Annotated in this window: 17 protein-coding genes; 14 read left to right on the top strand and 3 right to left on the bottom strand. The window is 60.4% G+C overall.

The window, feature by feature from the left end; all coding sequences use genetic code 11:
* Positions 1 to 18 precede the first annotated feature (18 nt).
* From PSH65_RS17825 to PSH65_RS17805, 5 genes are all read left to right on the top strand, one after another.
* Positions 19 to 777 (top strand): methyltransferase domain-containing protein, encoded by a 759-nt coding sequence (locus PSH65_RS17825; protein WP_052964263.1) that lies wholly within the window; start codon positions 19 to 21, stop codon positions 775 to 777.
* A 92-nt stretch (positions 778 to 869) separates the two neighbouring features.
* Positions 870 to 1,322: a ribonuclease HI gene (rnhA, locus tag PSH65_RS17820; protein ID WP_003180633.1), complete on the top strand. Its 453-nt coding sequence runs from the start codon at positions 870 to 872 to the stop codon at positions 1,320 to 1,322.
* Between the two features lie 146 nt (positions 1,323 to 1,468).
* On the top strand, positions 1,469 to 2,227 hold the full coding sequence (gene dnaQ, locus PSH65_RS17815) for a DNA polymerase III subunit epsilon (RefSeq protein WP_192343676.1): 759 nt from the start codon (positions 1,469 to 1,471) through the stop codon (positions 2,225 to 2,227).
* A gap of 277 nt (positions 2,228 to 2,504) precedes the next feature.
* A complete protein-coding gene (locus PSH65_RS17810) occupies positions 2,505 to 4,760 on the top strand; it encodes an Orn/Lys/Arg decarboxylase N-terminal domain-containing protein (RefSeq protein ID WP_305421550.1) in 2,256 nt (751 codons plus the stop codon).
* 14 nt (positions 4,761 to 4,774) lie between these two features.
* Positions 4,775 to 5,389, top strand: coding sequence for a GNAT family N-acetyltransferase (locus tag PSH65_RS17805; protein WP_305421549.1), 615 nt, complete (start codon positions 4,775 to 4,777; stop codon positions 5,387 to 5,389).
* Here the strand turns inward: PSH65_RS17805 and PSH65_RS17800 are convergent.
* Both PSH65_RS17800 and PSH65_RS17795 read right to left on the bottom strand, forming a co-directional pair.
* On the bottom strand, positions 5,355 to 6,248 hold the full coding sequence (locus PSH65_RS17800; RefSeq protein ID WP_305421548.1) for a LysR family transcriptional regulator: 894 nt from the start codon (positions 6,246 to 6,248) through the stop codon (positions 5,355 to 5,357). The genes PSH65_RS17805 and PSH65_RS17800 overlap by 35 nt on opposite strands.
* Before the next feature lie 88 nt (positions 6,249 to 6,336).
* Positions 6,337 to 6,573 (bottom strand): hypothetical protein, encoded by a 237-nt coding sequence (locus PSH65_RS17795; RefSeq protein ID WP_305421547.1) that lies wholly within the window; start codon positions 6,571 to 6,573, stop codon positions 6,337 to 6,339.
* Between the two features lie 184 nt (positions 6,574 to 6,757).
* Between PSH65_RS17795 and PSH65_RS17790 the strand changes: the two genes are divergently transcribed.
* Positions 6,758 to 7,318 carry an NADPH-dependent FMN reductase gene (locus PSH65_RS17790; protein ID WP_305421546.1) on the top strand — a complete coding sequence of 187 codons (561 nt, stop codon included), beginning with the start codon at positions 6,758 to 6,760 and terminating at the stop codon, positions 7,316 to 7,318.
* A gap of 218 nt (positions 7,319 to 7,536) precedes the next feature.
* Here the strand turns inward: PSH65_RS17790 and PSH65_RS17785 are convergent, their stop codons facing one another.
* Positions 7,537 to 8,487: a DUF1853 family protein gene (locus tag PSH65_RS17785; protein WP_305421545.1), complete on the bottom strand. Its 951-nt coding sequence runs from the start codon at positions 8,485 to 8,487 to the stop codon at positions 7,537 to 7,539.
* A 124-nt stretch (positions 8,488 to 8,611) separates the two neighbouring features.
* Here PSH65_RS17785 and PSH65_RS17780 point away from each other — a divergent pair, with 124 nt between their 5' ends.
* From PSH65_RS17780 to PSH65_RS17745, 8 genes are all read left to right on the top strand, one after another.
* A complete protein-coding gene (locus tag PSH65_RS17780) occupies positions 8,612 to 9,502 on the top strand; it encodes an NAD(+) kinase (RefSeq protein WP_007906781.1) in 891 nt (296 codons plus the stop codon).
* On the top strand, positions 9,499 to 10,473 hold the full coding sequence (locus PSH65_RS17775; protein WP_305427008.1) for a metallophosphoesterase: 975 nt from the start codon (positions 9,499 to 9,501) through the stop codon (positions 10,471 to 10,473). The genes PSH65_RS17780 and PSH65_RS17775 overlap by 4 nt, the downstream gene beginning before the upstream one ends.
* Positions 10,470 to 11,339, top strand: a complete 870-nt coding sequence (locus tag PSH65_RS17770; RefSeq protein ID WP_305421544.1) for a rhomboid family intramembrane serine protease — start codon at positions 10,470 to 10,472, stop codon at positions 11,337 to 11,339. Before PSH65_RS17775 ends, PSH65_RS17770 begins: the two co-directional genes overlap by 4 nt.
* Positions 11,340 to 11,371: 32 nt before the next feature.
* Entirely contained in the window at positions 11,372 to 11,632 is a 261-nt protein-coding gene (locus tag PSH65_RS17765) for a YeaC family protein (RefSeq protein WP_038984092.1), read from the top strand.
* Entirely contained in the window at positions 11,629 to 12,459 is an 831-nt protein-coding gene (locus PSH65_RS17760; RefSeq protein WP_305421543.1) for a DUF2797 domain-containing protein, read from the top strand. Before PSH65_RS17765 ends, PSH65_RS17760 begins: the two co-directional genes overlap by 4 nt.
* A 10-nt stretch (positions 12,460 to 12,469) precedes the next feature.
* Entirely contained in the window at positions 12,470 to 15,127 is a 2,658-nt protein-coding gene (gene pepN, locus PSH65_RS17755; RefSeq protein WP_305421542.1) for an aminopeptidase N, read from the top strand.
* A gap of 1,206 nt (positions 15,128 to 16,333) precedes the next feature.
* The gene (locus tag PSH65_RS17750) at positions 16,334 to 17,401 is read left to right on the top strand and encodes a YCF48-related protein (protein ID WP_305421541.1); all 1,068 of its coding nucleotides are present in this window, start codon (positions 16,334 to 16,336) and stop codon (positions 17,399 to 17,401) included.
* Positions 17,402 to 17,429: 28 nt separating this feature from the next.
* Positions 17,430 to 19,814 carry an RND family transporter gene (locus tag PSH65_RS17745; protein WP_305421540.1) on the top strand — a complete coding sequence of 795 codons (2,385 nt, stop codon included), beginning with the start codon at positions 17,430 to 17,432 and terminating at the stop codon, positions 19,812 to 19,814.
* Positions 19,815 to 19,897 lie beyond the last annotated feature (83 nt).

Here is a 19,897-nt window from a genome sequence, read left to right as displayed (position 1 = left end):
GGCGCGTTGGAGAATGCAATGACCGATAAAGCGTTCGCTCAGGCCGATCCTGAGTGGCTGACATTGATCAGCGCGGCCCGTGAATGGCTGTCCGGGCCCATCGGGCAATTTCTGCTGGACGAAGAACGACGCATGCTCGAAGACGAGTTGGGGCGCTTCTTCGGCGGCTATCTGGTGCATTACGGCCCCTCGGCGCAGACGCCACCGTCGGCGCCGCAGGTCCAGCGCAATGTGCGGCTCGGTGCGCCGTTGCCGGGGGTCGAGATCGTCTGCGAAGAGCAGGCCTGGCCTTTGAGCGAGCACGCCGCCGATGTGGTGGTGTTGCAGCACGGGCTGGATTTCTGCCTGTCGCCCCACGGTTTGCTGCGCGAAGCGGCGAGCAGTGTCCGGCCTGGCGGGCATCTGCTGATTGTCGGGATCAACCCCTGGAGCAGTTGGGGCCTGCGTCATGTGTTCGCCCATGACGCCTTGCGCAAGGCCCGTTGCATTTCACCGTCGCGGGTGGGTGACTGGCTGAATCTGCTGGGCTTCGCGCTGGAGAAACGCCGCTTCGGGTGCTATCGTCCGCCGCTTGCGTCGCCCGCCTGGCAGGCCCGTCTGGCCGGTTGGGAGCGCAAGGCCGGTGACTGGCAGTTGTCGGGTGGTGGCTTCTATTTATTGGTCGCGCGCAAGATCGTGGTGGGCCTGCGGCCGGTGCGCCAGGAACGGCGCGAACCGATGGGCAAGCTGATTCCGTTGCCGATGGCCAAGGTCAACCGTCGCCACCTCGAACCGTAAGACACATTTTATTTTCCCGGCCGGGTCCGCCCCGGCCTCGGGCATCGTCGGTCACCGATCGGCGAGCCACCGCATTTTCTGGAAAGATTGGCATGAGCGATAGCGTAGAACTCTTCACCGATGGCGCCTGCAAGGGCAACCCCGGCCCGGGCGGCTGGGGCGCGTTGCTGGTGTGCAAGGGCGTTGAAAAAGAACTCTGGGGCGGCGAAGCCAACACCACCAACAACCGCATGGAGTTGATGGGCGCGATCCGTGGCCTGGAAGAGCTCAAGCGCTCCTGCGACGTGCTGCTGGTGACTGACTCCCAATACGTGATGAAAGGCATCAACGAGTGGATGGCCAACTGGAAGAAGCGCGGCTGGAAAACCGCGGCCAAGGAGCCGGTGAAAAACGCCGATCTGTGGAAACTGCTCGATGAGCAGGTCAACCGCCACAACGTCACCTGGAAATGGGTGCGCGGGCACATCGGCCATCACGGCAACGAACGGGCCGACCAGCTGGCCAACCGTGGCGTGGATGAAGTGCGTGGGTACAAACAAGCCTAAACCGATCGTTCCCATGCTCTGCGTGGGAATGATCAGTGGGAGCGAGCCTGCTCGCGATTGGCCGCAACACGGTGTATCTGAAAGACACAACGGGCGTGTTAACATCGCCGCTTTTGCACGATTGACCCGTTGAGAGCTGAGCACTGATGGCCACCAGATCCGTTGTACTCGATACCGAAACCACCGGCATGCCGGTGACCGACGGCCACCGGATTATCGAAATCGGTTGTGTCGAGTTGATCGGTCGGCGCCTGACCGGCCGGCATTTCCACGTTTACCTGCAACCGGATCGCGAGAGTGACGAAGGCGCTATCGGCGTCCACGGCATCACTAACGAATTCCTGGTGGGCAAGCCGCGTTTCACTGAAGTGGCCGATGAGTTCTTCGAGTTCATCAAGGGCGCGCAGCTGATCATCCATAACGCGGCGTTCGACGTTGGCTTCATCAACAACGAATTCGCCCTGATGGGCCAGCACGATCGTGCGGACATCACGCAACACTGCTCGATCCTCGACACCTTGATGATGGCCCGGGAACGTCACCCGGGGCAGCGCAACAGCCTCGACGCCTTGTGCAAGCGCTATGGCGTCGACAACTCCGGCCGTGAACTTCACGGCGCCTTGCTCGACTCCGAGATTCTCGCCGACGTTTACCTGACCATGACCGGCGGCCAGACCAGCCTGTCGCTGGCCGGTAATGCGTCCGATGGCAATGGTTCAGGTGAGGGCGCGGACAACTCCGCCACGGAAATCCGTCGTTTGCCGGCCGATCGTCAGCCGATCCGGATCATCCGTGCAAGTGAAGAAGATCTGGCCCAGCACATTGCGCGTCTGGAAGCCATCGCCAAATCCGCTGGCGCTCCGTCGCTGTGGCAGCAATTGGCGGAGGCCAAGGCTCAGGCCTGAGTCCCTTGTGGCGAGGGAGCTTGCTCCCGCTCGGCTGCGCAGCAGTCGCAAATCCTGCCAACGCGGTATATCTGAGCGAATGCAGGGGGCCGCTTCGCAGCCCAACGGGAGCAAGCTCCCTCGCCACAGGTAAACCGTCTGAACAATGAGCTTGCCGGCCACATGCTGGTGCGCCCGCCGACCCACTTCAGGGCATCCCGCTCGCCACATGCGCTCCAACCCTCTACCCTGAGGTTATTGGCAGGCCACGGTCTGCCGCTTCAGGACACCGAGCCCCATGTATAAAGATTTGAAATTCCCGGTCCTGATCGTCCACCGCGACATTAAGGCCGACACCGTTGCCGGTGATCGTGTGCGTGGCATCGCCCGGGAACTGGAGCAGGAAGGCTTCAGCATCGTCTCGGCGGTCGATTACAACGAAGGGCGTCTGGTCGCCTCGACTCATCACGGCCTCTCTTGCATGTTGATTGCCGCCGAAGACGCCAGCACCCATGCTCATCTTCTGCACAACATGGCCGAGCTGATCCGCCTGGCACGGGTTCGGGCGCCGGACCTGCCGATCTTTGCCCTGGGCGAGCAGGTCACCCTGGAAACTGCCCCGGCCGACGCCATGGCCGAGCTCAATCAGCTGCGCGGCATTCTTTATTTGTTCGAAGACACCGTGCCCTTCCTCGCCCGTCAGGTCGCCCGCGCGGCACGCAAATATCTGGACGGTCTGTTGCCGCCGTTCTTTAAGGCGCTGGTGCAGCACACCGCCGACTCCAACTATTCCTGGCACACACCCGGCCATGGCGGCGGCGTGGCATATCACAAGAGCCCGGTGGGGCAGGCGTTTCATCAGTTTTTCGGGGAAAACACCCTGCGCTCGGATTTGTCGGTGTCGGTGCCGGAACTCGGTTCGCTGCTCGATCACACCGGCCCGCTGGCGGAGGCAGAAGCGCGAGCGGCCCGCAACTTCGGCGCCGATCACACCTTTTTCGTGATCAATGGCACCTCGACCGCTAACAAGATCGTCTGGCATTCCATGGTCGCCCGGGATGACCTGGTGCTGGTGGATCGCAACTGCCACAAGTCGGTGCTGCACGCGATTATCATGACCGGCGCGATCCCGCTGTACCTGTGCCCGGAGCGCAATGAGTTGGGGATCATTGGCCCGATTCCGTTGAGTGAGTTCAGTCGCGAATCGATCCGGGCCAAGATCGACGCCAGCCCGCTGACCCAGGGCCGCGAGCCCAAGGTCAAGTTGGCGGTGGTGACCAACTCGACTTACGACGGCCTGTGTTACAACGCCGAGTTGATCAAGCAGAGCCTGGGTAACAGCGTCGAAGTGCTGCATTTCGACGAGGCCTGGTACGCCTACGCGGCGTTTCACGAGTTCTTCGCCGGCCGTTACGGTATGGGCACCTCCCGCAGCGAAGACAGCCCGCTGGTGTTCACTACGCACTCCACGCACAAACTGCTGGCAGCCTTCAGTCAGGCGTCGATGATTCATGTTCAGGACGGCGGGGCGCGGCAACTGGATCGTGACCGTTTCAACGAAGCATTCATGATGCATATCTCGACCTCGCCGCAGTACAGCATCATCGCCTCGCTGGACGTGGCGTCGGCGATGATGGAAGGGCCGGCCGGGCGTTCGTTGTTGCAGGAAATGTTCGACGAGGCCCTGAGTTTTCGCCGGGCCCTGGCCAATCTGCGTCAGCATATCGCCGCCGATGACTGGTGGTTTTCCATCTGGCAACCACCCTCGGCCGAAGGTATTGAGCAGGTGGTCACCGAAGACTGGTTGCTGCAACCCGACGCCGATTGGCACGGCTTTGGCGGCGTGACCGACGACTACGTGCTGCTCGATCCGATCAAGGTCACGCTGGTGATGCCGGGTCTGACGGCGGGCGGTGCCCTGAGCGCGCGGGGGATTCCGGCGGCGGTGGTCAGCAAATTCCTCTGGGAACGTGGGCTGGTCGTGGAAAAGACCGGGCTGTATTCGTTCCTGGTGCTGTTCTCCATGGGCATCACCAAGGGCAAGTGGAGCACGTTGCTCACCGAGTTACTGGAGTTCAAGCGCAGTTACGACGCCAACGTCAGCCTGGCCACCTGCCTGCCGTGCGTGGCGCAACACAATATTGCCCGTTATCAAGGCATGGGCTTGCGTGACCTGTGTGATCAATTGCACGCCTGTTATCGCAGCAACGCCACGGCCAAACACCTCAAGCGCATGTACACCGTACTGCCGGAAGTCGCGATGAAGCCGGCGCACGCCTATGATCAATTGGTACGCGGGGAGGTTGAGGCTGTTTCGATCGATGCTCTGGACGGGCGGATCGCGGCGGTGATGCTGGTGCCATACCCGCCGGGGATCCCGTTGATCATGCCCGGCGAGCGGTTTACCGAGTCGACCCGTTCGATCATCGATTACCTGAAGTTTGCGCGTACGTTCGACAGTAGCTTCCCCGGATTTGTCGCCGATGTGCATGGCTTGCAACATGAAGACGAGGGCAATGGACGGCACTACACCGTCGATTGCATCAAGGAATGAGGACCTTTGCGAGTATGCAACCCGTCATGAATCCCAAATACCCAGGCCTGTCGGTGCGTGTCGCCGATGAGGGGTTTGCGGCTTATATCTGGGGCAGTGATTTCAGTTTTGAAGTCGCCGCCTATGGTGCCGCACAAGTCGGTAAGCCGGTGGCGCAGTGGCCGGTGACGCCAATCATCCCGTATCGCAAGTGTTACGGCATCGATCCCGAGGAATTCAGCAGTTTTCGCGACGCCGCCGACAGTGAGATTTTCATGGCTTATCTGGACGACGAGCCGGTAGGTCACCTGGTGGTCAGCACCAACTGGAACGGCTTCGCCCATATCGATGAATTGGCGGTGCATGCTCCGGCGCGCCGTCATGGCGTGGCCAAGGCGCTGCTGGATGTGGCGCAGTTCTGGAGTCGCAAGAAAAAACTGCCGGGCATCATGCTCGAAACCCAGAACAACAACTTGGGGGCCTGCCGGCTCTATGAGCGCTGTGGCTATGTGGTGGGCGGGATCGATCATCTGCGCTACCGCGGAATCGATCCGAATACCGCTGAGGTGGCGCTGTTCTGGTATCGGCTGTTCGATAATCCGCTGGAAAGCCCGCTCAGCTCGCCAGCATCGCCACGGCTTGTTCCGTGATGATGTCCAGCAGCGCCTGAACGGCCGAAGAGGGCTCGGCGGTCTTGAGGCTCAAGGCATACACGCTGATCGGCACGGCAGGTGCCAGCGGACAGGCATCGAGCCCGGCCGACTTGGCGCCGAGGGCGGTAAACGGGTCGACGATCGCCAGGCCTTCACCGGCCTCGACCATGCTGCGCATCATCTGATGAGTCTGGACCCGGGTCTGGATGACCGGGGCAGGGCGCAGCGCATGCAGCTTGTTGTCCAGCGCCGGGCTTAACGGATCGTGACCTTCCAGGCCAACCATCGACTGGCCGGCAAGGTCCTGCAGCGAGATGTACTTCTGTTTCGGTTGCAGCCAGCCATGGGGCGCCAGCAGCTGGAGCTTGCCCTGGGCGATGACCTGGCAATGGATGTCGGCGTGGTCCGGGTCATGCAGGCTCAGGCCCAGATCGCTTTCACGCAGCAGCAGGCTTCTGACAATCTCGCGGGTCGGCTGGCTCAGGAGGGTGCAAGGTGCATCGGGGAGGCGTCGGCGCAGGGCCGCGATGCTGTGTGGCAACAGTTGTTGTGCCAAGGGCGGGGTGCAGATGATTCGCAGGGGCGGGGCCAAATATTGCTTGAGGCTGCTGGCCAGTCGCTGGACCGGTTCGAGGGCTTCGTAGACGTGGGCGAACTCGACTTGCAGCTCCCGCGCCTCGCGCGTGGCTTGCAGACGACCACGCACGCTGGCAAACAGCATGAAACCCAACTGATCCTCGGCATCACGCAGCGTGCGTTCAACCTCGGCCACCGGCAGCTGCAGCCATTCGGCGGCGGTGCCCAGGTGACCGGTCTGCAGGAGCGCCTGGATCACTTCGATATGACGTAAACGCATGCGTGAAGTCCATGTTCAGCAGGTGAGGGAGTCAGTCACTGAATCCTAACTCAAGTGCGCGCATATGACTTCTGCTCATAACAGCGGGTTATGAAGCGACGTTCGTTTCAGGTTCGCGAATGAGGGTGACGCCGGTTTGCACCAGCACAAACTCGTTATCGTCGAGTTTGTTGACTCGGTCGCCAATGGCCAGTTTATAGGTGGTGACAGGCACCGAGCCGGCGAGGCCGTCGTGCGACAGGGTGGATTCCTGGAACTCATGCACGGAATAAACACGGCCTTCCGCGTCTCTTGCATGGAACTGACCGACGAGTACTGCTGCCATCTGCTTAGAACCTCTGGAGATAAATCACTCAATTTGCGGTTCTGTAGACCGTGGTTGGGCGAGGTAAGTTTTCCTACAGGAAAAAAATAGTCAGGGGCGGCGATTTTCCATCGCCCGCTGGTTGAATCGTCATTTGATCATCTATAACTAGAAGCTCTTCCCATCGGACAGTCGAGAATCTTCCATGAGCAACGTCTACGAGATCGCCGTTCTGGTCGGCAGCCTGAGAAAAGCGTCGATCAACCGCAAGGTCGCGCTGGCGCTGGCCGAGCTGGCGCCTGCCAATCTGAAGCTGAATATCGTCGAAATCGGCGATTTACCGCTCTACAACGAAGACATCGATGGCGAATCACCGCCGGCAGCCTACAGCACTTTCCGACAACAAGTGAGTTCATCCGACGCGGTGCTGTTCGTGACCCCGGAATATAACCGTTCGGTACCGGCGCCGTTGAAGAATGCGATCGACGTGGGGTCGCGCCCCTACGGCAAGAGCGCCTGGAACGGCAAGCCGGGTGCGGTGATCAGCGTTTCACCAGGTGCCGTCGGCGGATTTGGCGCCAACCACAATATTCGGCAGTCGATGGTGTTTCTCAATGTGCCGTGCATGCAGCAGCCGGAAGCCTACCTGGGCGGCGCCGGTTCAGCGTTCGACGAGACGGGCAAGTTGTCGGAGTCGGTCAGGCCGTTCTTGCAGAAATTCATCGACGCGTATGCGCAGTGGGTTGAGCAGCATAAAAAGCAATGACCCGTTTACGTGGCATTAATTAGTTCCTGAGGCCAGCCACAATCCCTGCGGGAGCGGCGGTGCGACGATTCGACTTGCTCGCGAAGACGGCGGCACAGTCAGCATTGATGTCGCCTGAAATACCGCTATCGCGGGCAAGCCCGCCCCCCACAGGATCACACTAAACCCTGTGGGAGCGGGCTTGCCCGCGATAGGGGCCGTCCATTCACCACAAAAACTCAACCATTACCCGGCACATTCGGCCAAAGATCGGACACCAGAAACAGCCGCTCCGCCTCTTCCCAATTCCCGTTCGTACGTTCTGTCAGCCGCACCATCAATTGCGCCGGTGCCAGCGGGTCCAGATCGCTCAGCCATGCACTCAGCTGTCCAGCGTTCCAGGTTTGCTCCTCGGGATAGTGCGCCGGCGCCAGCCAGGCGTGGCGGGGCAGGGGTTGCCAGCGGCCGGATGGACGCTGCACGACAAAGTCCGCCCAGTCCTTCTGATGTAGCCAGCTACCGCGCAGATGCTGAGGGTGTGCGCCGCTCGGTGGTTCGGTCAGCCCTGGCCACGGATAGAGCAGATAACCGCCCAGCCACAGATGCGCACTGAACTCCTGGATATCCAGCGACGCCAGCACTGCACGGCTTTCCGCCCGCGCGGAAATCGGTAATTGATGCTGGCTCAGGTGCTTCAGTTTACGGTCCAGCCGATCATGACAACCCGGTCCGAGCCACTGCGCGGTGTCATGGCCGTCACCATTTTGTGGCCCAAGATAGAGCTTGATCGCCAGTTCCAGGTGATGCACGCCGTCGCGATCACGCAGCAGCATGTCCAGTTCACCCAAGGTGTGGCCTTCACGGCGGATCGGCATGTTGGCGGCAATCAGTTCGATGCCCGGCGCGTGCCGCACGGCGTATTGCCACAGGCGCTCGTAGTACAAACCCAGCCGCCGGGTCCTGGCCTGAGCCAGCCAGTGCAGCAAATCGTAGCTGTCGCGATCCAGTTGCCTGAGCCAGTGTTCCAGGCGCTCCGGTGCCTGCACCCAGTCGCTGCCGGCCAGCGGATGACGCTGCGGCCACGGGGTGACGCTGAGCATTGGCGGCGCGAGGATGACCCAGGCCAGGTCGCGCACTTCAGGGTGGCGCAACTGGTGAGGTAACTGGAGCAAATCTGGAAATAGGATCATCTTGCGAGCATAGCCCGAAACGCGAGCGCACCGTCGTGGCTGAAAGGGTTTTGTCTACGCCGCGCTTTCGCCCATAATCGTGTTTTTCGCCGTCGCAGGCCCTCCGCGTCCCAATAGGAGCCCCATGGAGCAATTTCGTAATATCGGCATCATCGGTCGCCTGGGCAGTTCTCAGGTGCTGGATACCGTCCGCCGACTGAAACGGTTTCTGCTCGATCGTCACCTGCATGTGATCCTCGAAGACACCATCGCCGAAGTCCTGCCGGGTCATGGCCTGCAAACTTCGTCGCGCAAGATGCTCGGTGAAGTGTGTGACATGGTGATTGTGGTCGGTGGTGACGGCAGCCTGCTGGGCGCCGCCCGGGCGCTGGCCCGACACAATATTCCGGTGCTCGGCATCAACCGGGGCAGCCTGGGGTTCCTCACCGATATTCGCCCCGATGAGCTGGAAGTCAAAGTCGCCGAAGTGCTCGACGGCCACTACCTGGTGGAAAACCGCTTCCTGCTGCAAGCCGAAGTCCGGCGTCACGCCGAGGCCATCGGCCAGGGCGATGCGCTGAACGACGTGGTGCTGCACCCCGGCAAATCGACGCGGATGATCGAGTTCGAGTTGTACATCGACGGCCAGTTCGTCTGCAGCCAGAAGGCCGACGGTCTGATCGTCGCCACGCCGACCGGTTCGACCGCTTACGCGTTGTCGGCGGGCGGCCCGATCATGCATCCCAAGCTCGACGCTATTGTGATTGTGCCGATGTACCCCCATACCTTGTCAGGCAGGCCGATTGTGGTCGATGGCAACAGTGAGCTGAAAATCGTCGTGTCCAAAGATATGCAGATTTACCCGCAAGTTTCCTGTGACGGGCAGAATCACTTCACCTGCGCGCCCGGTGACACCATCACCATCAGCAAGAAAGCGCAGAAACTGCGGCTGATTCACCCGCTCGACCACAACTACTATGAAGTCTGCCGGACCAAACTCGGCTGGGGCAGCAAGTTGGGTGGTGGAGGCGACTGATGCTCGATCCCGCGCGTAGCTACGACCTGATCGGTGACGTGCACGGTTGCGCTCTGACCCTTGAGCACTTGCTCGACCGGCTCGGTTATCAAAAACACGGTGGTGTCTGGCGGCATCCGTCGCGCATGGCGGTGTTCCTCGGCGACATCATCGACCGCGGCCCGCGGATTCGCGAGGCGCTGCACATCGTCCACGACATGGTCGAGGCCGGTCAGGCGCTGTGCATCATGGGCAACCATGAATTCAACGCCCTCGGCTGGAGCACTCCGGCGTTGCCGGGCAGCGGCCAGCAGTTCGTGCGCGAACACACGCCACGCCACGCCCGCCTGCTCCATGAAACCCTGACCCAGTTCGAAGATCACCCCCAGGATTGGCACGACTTTCTGCAATGGTTCTATGAACTGCCATTGTTTGTCGATGCCGAGCGTTTCCGCGTGGTGCATGCCTGCTGGGATGCCGGCCTGATCGAACCGTTGCGCGGCTTGTTCCCCGACGGTTGCATCGATGAGCATTTCCTCCAGGCCTCCGCGGTGCCGGGCAGTTTTGCCTGCACCGTGTTCGATCGCCTGTTGCGCGGCACCGACATGCGCTTGCCCCACGGGTTGACCATGACCAGCGGCGACGGCCTGACGCGTTCGTTTTTCCGCACCAAGTTCTGGGAAGACGACCCGCAAACCTACGGAGACATCGTGTTTCAACCCGACGCCTTGCCTGAGCCGGTGGCCCGCACGCCACTGTCCTCCACCGAAAAAGACAACTTGCTGCGCTATGGCGTCGATGAGCCGCTGTTGTTCGTCGGCCACTACTGGCGCAGCGGCAAACCGGCGCCGATCCGCCCGAACCTGGCGTGCCTGGATTACAGCGCGGTGCTCTACGGCAAACTGGTCGCTTATCGTCTGGATCAGGAAACCCGTCTCGACCCGCATAAATTTGTCTGGGTCGATGTCGAGCGGCCGGAGGTGTTGCGATGACGGCGGTGGCGGTATTGCGTCTGCCTCTGGCGGTGGATTTGAGCGGGTTCGTCAAACTGCTGCAGCGCATGCAAGTGCCTCATCGGGTCAGCGAAGAGGCGGGCGAGCAAGTGCTGTGGGTACCGGCCAACATCAGCGAAGACGTACGTTCATTGTACGAACGCTTTCCGGCGGGCGACCCCGATCAGCAACTGGATATTCCGATGACGCAGACCCTGCAGCGTCCGGGCTTCGTCGAGCAATTGCGCCACAGCAAGGCTACGGCGTTGGTGCTGCTATTGACCCTGATCGTCGCCATGGTGACGCTGCTCGGCGATAACCTCGAGACGATACGCTGGCTGACCTTCCTCGATTTCCGTGTGGTCGGCGAATACATCCATTTCACGCCATTGGCCGACAGCCTGGCGGCGGGGCAGTGGTGGCGTCTGGTGACGCCGATGCTGATCCACTTCGGCATTCTGCACCTGGCCATGAACGGCATGTGGTACTGGGAGCTGGGGCGGCGTATCGAGTCGCGTCAGGGCAGCATCAACCTGATCGGCCTGACGCTGCTGTTCAGCCTGGTGTCCAACTATACCCAATACCTTTTCAGCGGCCCGAGCCTGTTTGGCGGGTTGTCCGGGGTGCTGTACGGCCTGCTCGGGCATTGCTGGATTTTCCAGGTTCTGTCGCCGAACCCGGCGTATCGCCTGCCCCGAGGGGTGTTGGTGATGATGCTGGTGTGGTTGCTGGTGTGCCTGTCGGGGCTGGTCTCTATGATCGGCTTTGGCCAGATTGCCAACGCGGCCCACGTCAGCGGGTTACTCATCGGATGCTTCACCGGTTTGTTGGGCGGTTTGTACAACCGCCGTAAACTGGCCGTCTAAAACAGTTATGAATGAAGAGCGCGGAGCCCTTGATGTCCTCTTTTAACGAAATGATCAAAAACATCACCCCGGATATCTACCAGAGCCTGAAACTGGCGGTGGAAATCGGCAAATGGTCCGACGGTGGCAAACTCACCGCCGAGCAGCGCGAGCTGTCCCTGCAAGCGATGATCGCCTGGGAAATCCAGAACCTGCCCGAGGAAGAGCGCACCGGCTACATGGGCCCGCAGGAATGCGAGTCGAAGTCGATTGAAGTGCCAAACATTCTGTTCAAATCGGATGCCATCCATTGATCGAGATTGGCCGCGGTGCAATCAGCAAAATGTCGGCACGCCTTGACGGGTCGAACGTTCAGTACGCTTTTCGTCTGGGTGACGCCGAGGTACCGGTCAATCCGTTGATCGGCACCACGGTGCGCCTGGAATACCTGGGGGCGATCCACTGCACCCATTGCGGACGCAAGACCAAAACCAGTTTCAGCCAGGGTTACTGCTACCCGTGCATGACCAAACTGGCCCAGTGCGATATCTGCATCATGAGTCCGGAACGTTGCCACTATGAAGCCGGCACTTGCCGGGAGCCGGAGTGGGGCGAAAAATTCTGCATGACCGATCATGTGGTGTACCTGGCCAATTCGTCGGGAATCAAGGTCGGCATTACCCGCGCCACCCAGTTGCCGACCCGCTGGCTCGATCAGGGTGCCAGCCAGGCCTTGCCGATCGTGCGCGTCTCGACCCGCCAGCAGTCGGGCTTCGTCGAAGACCTGTTCCGCAGCCAGGTGGCCGACAAGACCAACTGGCGTGCTTTGCTCAAGGGCGATGCGGTGTCGGTGGACCTGGCACAGGTTCGCGATCAGTTGTTTGAAAGCTGCGCCGAAGGTTTGCACAGTTTGCAGGAACGATTCGGCCTACAAGCAATCCAGACGATTACCGATGTCGAACCTCTGGAAATCCGCTATCCGGTCGAGCAGTATCCGGCCAAAATCGTCAGCTTCAACCTGGACAAGAACCCGATTGCCGAAGGCACGCTGCTGGGGATCAAGGGCCAGTACCTGATTTTCGACACCGGCGTGATCAATATTCGTAAATACACGGCCTACCAGCTCGCCGTGCATCAGTAAGGACTCCAGCATGCGCACCGAACAACCGAAGATGATCTACCTGAAGGACTATCAGGCCCCCGAGTACCTGATCGACGAGACGCACCTGACCTTCGAGTTGTTCGAGGACCACAGCCTGGTCCATGCGCAACTGGTGATGCGCCGCAATCCTGAACGTGGCCCGGGCTTGCCGCCGCTGGTGCTGGACGGCCAGCAACTCGAGCTGCTGTCGGTGACATTGGCCGACCGTGAGCTGAGCGCCGCCGACTACCAGTTGACCGAGAACCACCTGACCCTGCAACCGACCGACACAAGCTTCACGGTCGACACCAGCGTCCGGATCCACCCGGAAACCAACACCGCCCTGGAAGGCCTGTACAAATCCGGCACCATGTTCTGCACCCAGTGTGAAGCCGAAGGTTTCCGCAAGATCACCTATTACCTCGACCGCCCGGACGTGATGAGCACGTTCACCACCACGGTGGTCGCCGAACAGCACAGCTATCCGGTGCTGCTGTCCAACGGCAATCCGATTGCCTCAGGGCCCGGCGAAGACGGCCGGCACTGGGCGACCTGGGAAGACCCATTCAAGAAACCGGCGTACCTGTTCGCGCTGGTGGCCGGTGACCTGTGGTGCGTCGAAGACACCTTCACCACCATGACCGAGCGCTCCGTGGCGCTGCGCATCTACGTCGAGCCGGAAAACATCGACAAGTGCCAACACGCCATGAACAGCCTGAAGAAATCCATGCGCTGGGACGAAGAGGTTTACGGTCGCGAGTACGACCTGGACATCTTCATGATCGTCGCGGTCAACGACTTCAACATGGGCGCCATGGAGAACAAGGGCCTCAACATCTTCAACTCCAGCGCCGTGCTGGCCCGCGCCGAAACCGCGACCGACGCCGCGCACCAGCGGGTCGAGGCGATTGTCGCTCACGAATACTTCCACAACTGGTCGGGCAACCGCGTGACCTGCCGCGACTGGTTCCAGCTGTCGCTGAAAGAAGGCTTCACCGTGTTCCGGGATTCGGAGTTCTCGGCCGACATGAACTCGGCCACGGTCAAGCGCATCCAGGACGTGGCGTACCTGCGCACCCACCAGTTCGCCGAAGACGCCGGCCCGATGGCCCACGCCGTGCGCCCGGACAGCTTCATCGAGATTTCCAACTTCTATACCCTGACCGTGTACGAAAAGGGTTCGGAAGTGGTCGGCATGATCCACACCTTGCTTGGCGCTGACGGTTTCCGCAAAGGCAGCGACCTGTACTTCGAGCGCCATGACGGCCAGGCCGTGACCTGCGATGACTTCATCAAGGCCATGGAAGATGCCAACGGCGTTGACCTGACCCAGTTCAAACGCTGGTACAGCCAGGCCGGCACCCCACGTTTGGTGGTAAGCGAGTCCTACGACGCCGCTGCGAAAACCTACAGCCTGACCTTCCGCCAGAGCTGCCCGGAAACCCCGGACAAGGTTGAGAAGCTGCCGTTCGTGATTCCGGTTGAATTGGGTCTGCTGGACAGCAAGGGCGTCGAAATTGCCCTGCGTCTTGCCGGTGAAGCCAGTGCTCAAGGCACATCGCGGGTTATTTCGGTGACTGAAGCCGAGCAGACCTTCACCTTCATCGACATTGCTGAAAAGCCGCTGCCTTCGTTGCTGCGTGGCTTCTCGGCGCCGGTGAAACTGAGCTTCCCGTACGACCGCGATCAGCTGATGTTCCTGATGCAGCACGACAGCGACGGATTCAACCGCTGGGATGCCGGTCAGCAATTGTCGGTGCAGGTGCTGCAAGAGTTGATCGAACAGCAACAGAAGGGTGAGACGCTGGTGCTGGATCAGCGTTTGGTTTCAGCACTGCGTACCGTGCTGTCCGATGAGACACTGGATCAGGCGATGGTCGCCGAAATGCTCTCGTTGCCGGGCGAGGCGTATCTGACCGAGATCAGTGAAGTGGCTGACGTCGACGCCATTCACACGGCTCGCGAGTTTGCCCGTAAGCAATTGGCTGAAGGTTTGTTCGAGGCCTTGTGGCTGCGTTATCAGGCCAACCGCGATCTGTCGAAGAAAACCCCGTATGTGGCCGAGGCCGAGCATTTCGCCCGCCGCGCGCTGCAAAACATTGCACTGTCTTACCTGATGCTCAGCGGCAAGCCGGAAGTTCTGTCGGCGACCCTTGAGCAGTTCGACACCAGCGACAACATGACCGAGCGTCTGACGGCGTTGGCGGTGCTGGTGAATTCGCCGTTCGAAGAGCAGAAAGCCACGGCATTGGCGACCTTCGCCGAGCACTTCAAGGACAATCCGCTGGTTATGGATCAGTGGTTCAGTGTCCAGGCGGGCAGCACGTTGCCCGGTGGTCTGGAGCGAGTCAAAGCCTTGATGCAACACCCGGCGTTCACCATCAAGAACCCGAACAAGGTGCGGGCGCTGATCGGCGCGTTTGCCGGGCAGAACCTGATCAACTTCCACGCGGCCGACGGTTCCGGGTATCGGTTCCTGGCGGATCTGGTGATCGAGTTGAACGGGTTTAACCCGCAGATCGCCTCTCGGCAGTTGGCTCCGCTGACCCGGTGGCGCAAATACGACGACGCTCGTCAGGCGTTGATGAAAGGTGAGCTGGAGCGGATTCGCGCTTCGGGGCAGCTGTCCAGCGATGTGTTTGAAGTGGTCAGCAAAAGCCTGGCCTGAGTTTGGCCTTGCTCCCGCAGGGTTCACTCGGACCCCTGTGGGAGCGGGCTTGCTCGCGAAGGCGGCCTGATAGCCGACCTGTCTCTTGCAGATGTACACCGATCAAATTGTGGGAGCTGGCTTGCCTGCGATGGCGGCCTGATAGCCGACCGGGATTTTTGATGGTGTACATATCCGTTTCTGCGGTCACGGCCGCTGGCGGTTTCGCTTTTACAGCGAGTCCCTTTTCCAAACGCCGAAAAGGAACCAAAAGGCTTTGCCCCTCCATTCGGTGCCTCGCCTAGGCTCGCCATGCCCTCACTCCGGCATTGCTCCGGGGGCCCGCCGCCATCGGCCATCCATGGCCGGGGGCGGCTACCGCGGCATCCTTGCCGCGGTGCCCCCTGCGCAATACCTGCGTTCGGCCTCTGGGAAAGGGGCAACAGATCAAGATCAAGAGCCAAAGCCAAAGCCAAAGCCAAAAGCAACGGCAACGGCAACGGCAACGGCAAGATCAACAGCTTCGCGAGCAGGCTCGCTCCCACAGTTGGACTGGGTATATCCGGGGAAGATTGGTCGGCTGACAGACCGCTATCGCAGGCAAGCCAGCTCCCACAAAAAATCAGAGCACATCCAAAATCAGAGCACATCCACTCTGATTTTCACCACTCAACAGGCCGAGCGTTAGCTCGCCTGCAGCTTTTGATCTTGATCCACCGCCCCCTCGAGAGGCCGAGTGGAGGTTCTGCGCAGTGGGCAACCCGGCATGGATGCCGGGTTAGCCGCCCCCGGCCATGGATGGCCGATGGCGGCGGGCCCACGGAGCAGGACCGGAGCGAGGGCATGCCGAGCCTAAGCGAGGCACCGAACGAAAGGGGCAAAAAGCGCTTTGGTTACTTTGGCGCTTTTCCAAAGTGACCCGCTGTAAGAGCGGAACCAATAGCCGCCGTTACCGCAAAAACGGATATGTACACAAAACCCCAAACCCCAATCACCCCACCGAATACCTCCTCATTCACCCACAACCCCTATCCCCTCCAGTTAACAAAACATAACGTGGCGTCGATTGTCAGACCTTTCCAAACCCCGATAGGATAAGCCAGCTTCCGAAGGGGCTCTGGATTGCGGGTTTCAGGACTATGCTTCTGAATAGGGCAATCCCGGTGAGCACCCCTTACGGCGCCCTGAAGGGTTGAACGACCCAACAATAATAATGGGGGAAGGTCTATGAGTGAGCCTGTCATGGGTGTGAGTATTTGCCGCCCGCCGGCGTTACGCAGGTTCGCGTTGCTGGCTACAGCGCTCTCGCTGTTGGGCTGTACCGTGCTGTCGGCGCCTGCGCTGGCCGCTGCCGCGTCGGCCACCGATGTGGTTTATTCCGTTGAATCCGCCAAGGCCAGCAAAGGCCTGATGCTCGATGTCGTACACGCGGGCAAACGCCTGGTGGCGGTCGGTGATCGCGGGCACATTCTGTATTCCGATGACCAGGGCGTGACCTGGACCCAGGCCAAGGTGCCGACCCGGCAACTGCTGACGGCGGTGTTCTTTGTCGATGACAAGCACGGCTGGGCCGTTGGCCATGACGCGCAGATCCTCGCCAGCGAAGACGGCGGCATCACCTGGACCAAACAATTCGAAGACCTGACACGCGAATCGCCGCTGCTCGACGTCTGGTTCAAGGACGTTAACAGCGGCTTTGCCGTGGGCGCTTACGGTGCCTTGCTGGAAACCACCGACGGCGGTAAAAACTGGGAAAACGTCAGCGATCGCCTCGACAACGAAGACCAGTACCACCTCAACGCCATTGCCGCGGTCAAGGATTCCGGCATTTTCATCGTCGGCGAGCAGGGCAGCATGTTCCGCTCCTCCGATGAAGGTCAGACGTGGGAAAGGCTTGAAGGCCCCTACGAAGGCTCGCTGTTCGGCGTGATCGGCACTGCGCAACCGGCCACGCTGCTGGCCTACGGGTTGCGGGGCAATCTTTACCGCTCCACGGATTTCGGCAGCAACTGGGAACAAGTCGAACTCAAGGCTGCACGCGGCGCACTGGAGTTCGGCCTGTCCGGCGCTACATTGCTCGATGACGGCTCCATCGTGATCGTCGGCAACGGCGGCAGCATCATTCGCAGCAGCGACGATGGTGAAACCTTCAGCGTGTTCAACCGCCCGGACCGTATTTCCGTTTCGGCGGTGACTGCGGCAGGTAACGGCAATCTGATCCTGGCCGGGCAGGGTGGCGTTCGCGTCACTTCGCCCACCGGTGCAGAGAATGGAAAAAACGGGTCGTCCAAATGAGCCGGGCAAATAATAAGAAGGCGGGTCTATGACATCCTTAAGCACTCCTCATCAGGACAAGGCGACGTTTCTTGAACGCCTGATCTTCAACAACCGCCCGGCGGTGATCGTCATCTGCCTGCTGGTCAGTATTTTCCTGTTCTGGCAGGCAACGTTGATCCGGCCGTCCACCAGTTTCGAAAAAATGATCCCGCTCGAGCATCCGTTCATTGAAAAAATGATGGAGCACCGCAACGATCTGGCGAACCTGGGCAACACGGTGCGAATTTCCGTGGAAGCCACCGATGGCGACATCTTCTCCAAGGAATACATGGAGACCCTGCGTCAGATCAACGACGAGGTGTTCTACATTTCCGGCGTCGACCGTTCCGGCCTCAAGTCGCTGTGGAGCCCGAGCGTGCGCTGGACTGAGGTGACGGAGGAGGGCTTCGCCGGTGGTGAGGTGATTCCCCAGAGCTATAACGGCTCCCAGCAAAGCCTCGACCTGCTGCGCAACAACGTGCTCAAGTCCGGGCAAGTCGGGCGCCTGGTGGCCAACGACTTCAAGTCGAGCATCGTCGACATCCCGCTGCTGGAGTCCTACCCGGACCCGCAGGATCAAGGCAAGTTGCTGGCGCTGGACTACCGCAAGTTCTCCCATGAACTCGAAGACAAGATCCGCAACAAGTTCGAAGCCCAGAACCCCAACGTGAAGATCCACATTGTCGGGTTCGCCAAGAAAGTCGGCGACCTGATCGATGGGTTGGTCATGGTGGTGATGTTCTTCGGCGTCGCCTTCGTCATTACCCTGATCCTGCTGTACTGGTTCACCCACTGCATGCGCAGCACTGTGGCGGTATTGAGCACGACGCTAGTGGCGGTGGTCTGGCAGTTGGGTTTGATGCACTTCTTCGGCTTCGGGCTTGACCCGTACTCGATGCTGGTGCCGTTCCTGATCTTCGCCATCGGGATTTCCCACGGCGTGCAGAAAATCAACGGTATCGCCTTGCAGTCCAGCGAGGCGGAGAACGCGCTGACAGCAGCACGCCGTACATTCCGCCAGCTGTTCCTGCCGGGAATGATCGCGATCCTCGCGGATGCGGTGGGCTTCATCACGCTGTTGATCATCGACATTGGCGTAATCCGTGAACTGGCCATCGGCGCCTCCATCGGCGTGGCGGTGATCGTGTTCACCAACCTGATCCTGCTGCCGGTGGCGATTTCCTACGTCGGTATCAGCAAACGCGCGGTCGAACGCAGTAAGAAAGACGCACACCGCGAACATCCGTTCTGGCGCCTGCTGTCGAACTTTGCCAGCCCTAAAGTTGCCCCGATTTCCATTGCCCTGGCGCTGATCGCTTTCGGTGGTGGCCTCTGGTACAGCCAGAACCTGAAGATCGGCGACCTCGACCAGGGCGCGCCGGAACTGCGTCCGGACTCGCGTTACAACAAGGACAACAGTTTCATTATCAACAACTACTCCACCAGTTCGGACGTATTGGTGGTGATGGTCAAGACCAAGTCCGAAGGTTGCTCGCGTTATGAGGCCATGGCGCCGATCGACGAGCTGATGTGGAAAATGCAGAACACCGAGGGCGTGCAGTCGGCGATCTCGCTGGTGACCGTGTCCAAGCAGATGATCAAGGGCATGAACGAGGGCAACCTGAAATGGGAAACCCTGTCGCGCAACCCGGACGTGCTGAACAACTCCATCGCCCGGGCTGATGGCCTGTACAACAACAATTGCTCCCTGGCGCCGGTGCTGGTGTTCCTCAACGACCACAAGGCCGAAACCCTGGACCGCGCCGTGCATGCGGTGCAGGACTTCGCCAAAGAGAACAACAAGGAAGGCCTGGAATTCATCCTCGCCGCCGGTAACGCCGGGATCGAGGCGGCCACCAACGAGGTGATCAAACGCTCCGAACTGACCATTCTGATTTTGGTGTACATCTGCGTCGCGACCATGTGCATGATCACCTTCCGCTCCTGGGCGGCGACCTTGTGCATCGTGTTGCCGCTGGTGCTGACCTCGGTACTCGGCAACGCATTGATGGCGTTCATGGGCATCGGCGTGAAAGTGGCAACCTTGCCGGTGGTGGCGCTCGGGGTGGGGATTGGCGTGGACTATGGGATCTATATCTACAGCCGTCTGGAAAGCTTCCTGCGTGCCGGTCTGCCGCTGCAAGAGGCGTACTACCAGACGCTGAAGTCCACCGGTAAAGCTGTGCTGTTCACCGGCCTGTGCCTGGCGATCGGCGTGTGCACCTGGATCTTCTCGGCGATCAAGTTCCAGGCCGACATGGGCCTGATGCTGACCTTCATGCTGCTCTGGAACATGTTCGGCGCGCTGTGGCTGCTGCCAGCGCTGGCGCGGTTCCTGATCAAACCGGAGAAACTGGCAGGGCAGAAGGGCAACTCGCTGTTTGCTCACTGACCGGTCGCTGAAACGAAAAAGCCGCAACCAAGGTTGCGGCTTTTTTTCATCTCAAACTTCACATCAGTCCCTGTGGGAGCGGG

The organism is Pseudomonas sp. FP603, from assembly GCF_030687415.1.
GTDB lineage: Bacteria > Pseudomonadota > Gammaproteobacteria > Pseudomonadales > Pseudomonadaceae > Aquipseudomonas > Aquipseudomonas wuhanensis.
The sequence above is the reverse complement of the archived record's forward strand: the minus strand, read 5'-3'. Positions and strand labels throughout refer to the sequence as shown.

Coding starts and splice junctions, on each gene's coding strand:
- PSH65_RS17825 (WP_052964263.1), top strand. CDS start 19: ATGACCGATAAAGCGTTCGCTCAGGCCGATCCTGAGTGGCTGACATTG.
- PSH65_RS17790 (WP_305421546.1), top strand. CDS start 6,758: ATGAGCAACGTCTACGAGATCGCCGTTCTGGTCGGCAGCCTGAGAAAA.
- PSH65_RS17745 (WP_305421540.1), top strand. CDS start 17,430: ATGACATCCTTAAGCACTCCTCATCAGGACAAGGCGACGTTTCTTGAA.
- PSH65_RS17780 (WP_007906781.1), top strand. CDS start 8,612: ATGGAGCAATTTCGTAATATCGGCATCATCGGTCGCCTGGGCAGTTCT.
- PSH65_RS17770 (WP_305421544.1), top strand. CDS start 10,470: ATGACGGCGGTGGCGGTATTGCGTCTGCCTCTGGCGGTGGATTTGAGC.
- PSH65_RS17785 (WP_305421545.1), bottom strand. CDS start 8,487: ATGATCCTATTTCCAGATTTGCTCCAGTTACCTCACCAGTTGCGCCAC.
- PSH65_RS17805 (WP_305421549.1), top strand. CDS start 4,775: ATGCAACCCGTCATGAATCCCAAATACCCAGGCCTGTCGGTGCGTGTC.
- pepN (WP_305421542.1), top strand. CDS start 12,470: ATGCGCACCGAACAACCGAAGATGATCTACCTGAAGGACTATCAGGCC.
- PSH65_RS17800 (WP_305421548.1), bottom strand. CDS start 6,248: ATGCGTTTACGTCATATCGAAGTGATCCAGGCGCTCCTGCAGACCGGT.
- dnaQ (WP_192343676.1), top strand. CDS start 1,469: ATGGCCACCAGATCCGTTGTACTCGATACCGAAACCACCGGCATGCCG.
- PSH65_RS17795 (WP_305421547.1), bottom strand. CDS start 6,573: ATGGCAGCAGTACTCGTCGGTCAGTTCCATGCAAGAGACGCGGAAGGC.
- PSH65_RS17810 (WP_305421550.1), top strand. CDS start 2,505: ATGTATAAAGATTTGAAATTCCCGGTCCTGATCGTCCACCGCGACATT.
- rnhA (WP_003180633.1), top strand. CDS start 870: ATGAGCGATAGCGTAGAACTCTTCACCGATGGCGCCTGCAAGGGCAAC.
- PSH65_RS17750 (WP_305421541.1), top strand. CDS start 16,334: ATGAGTGAGCCTGTCATGGGTGTGAGTATTTGCCGCCCGCCGGCGTTA.
- PSH65_RS17765 (WP_038984092.1), top strand. CDS start 11,372: ATGTCCTCTTTTAACGAAATGATCAAAAACATCACCCCGGATATCTAC.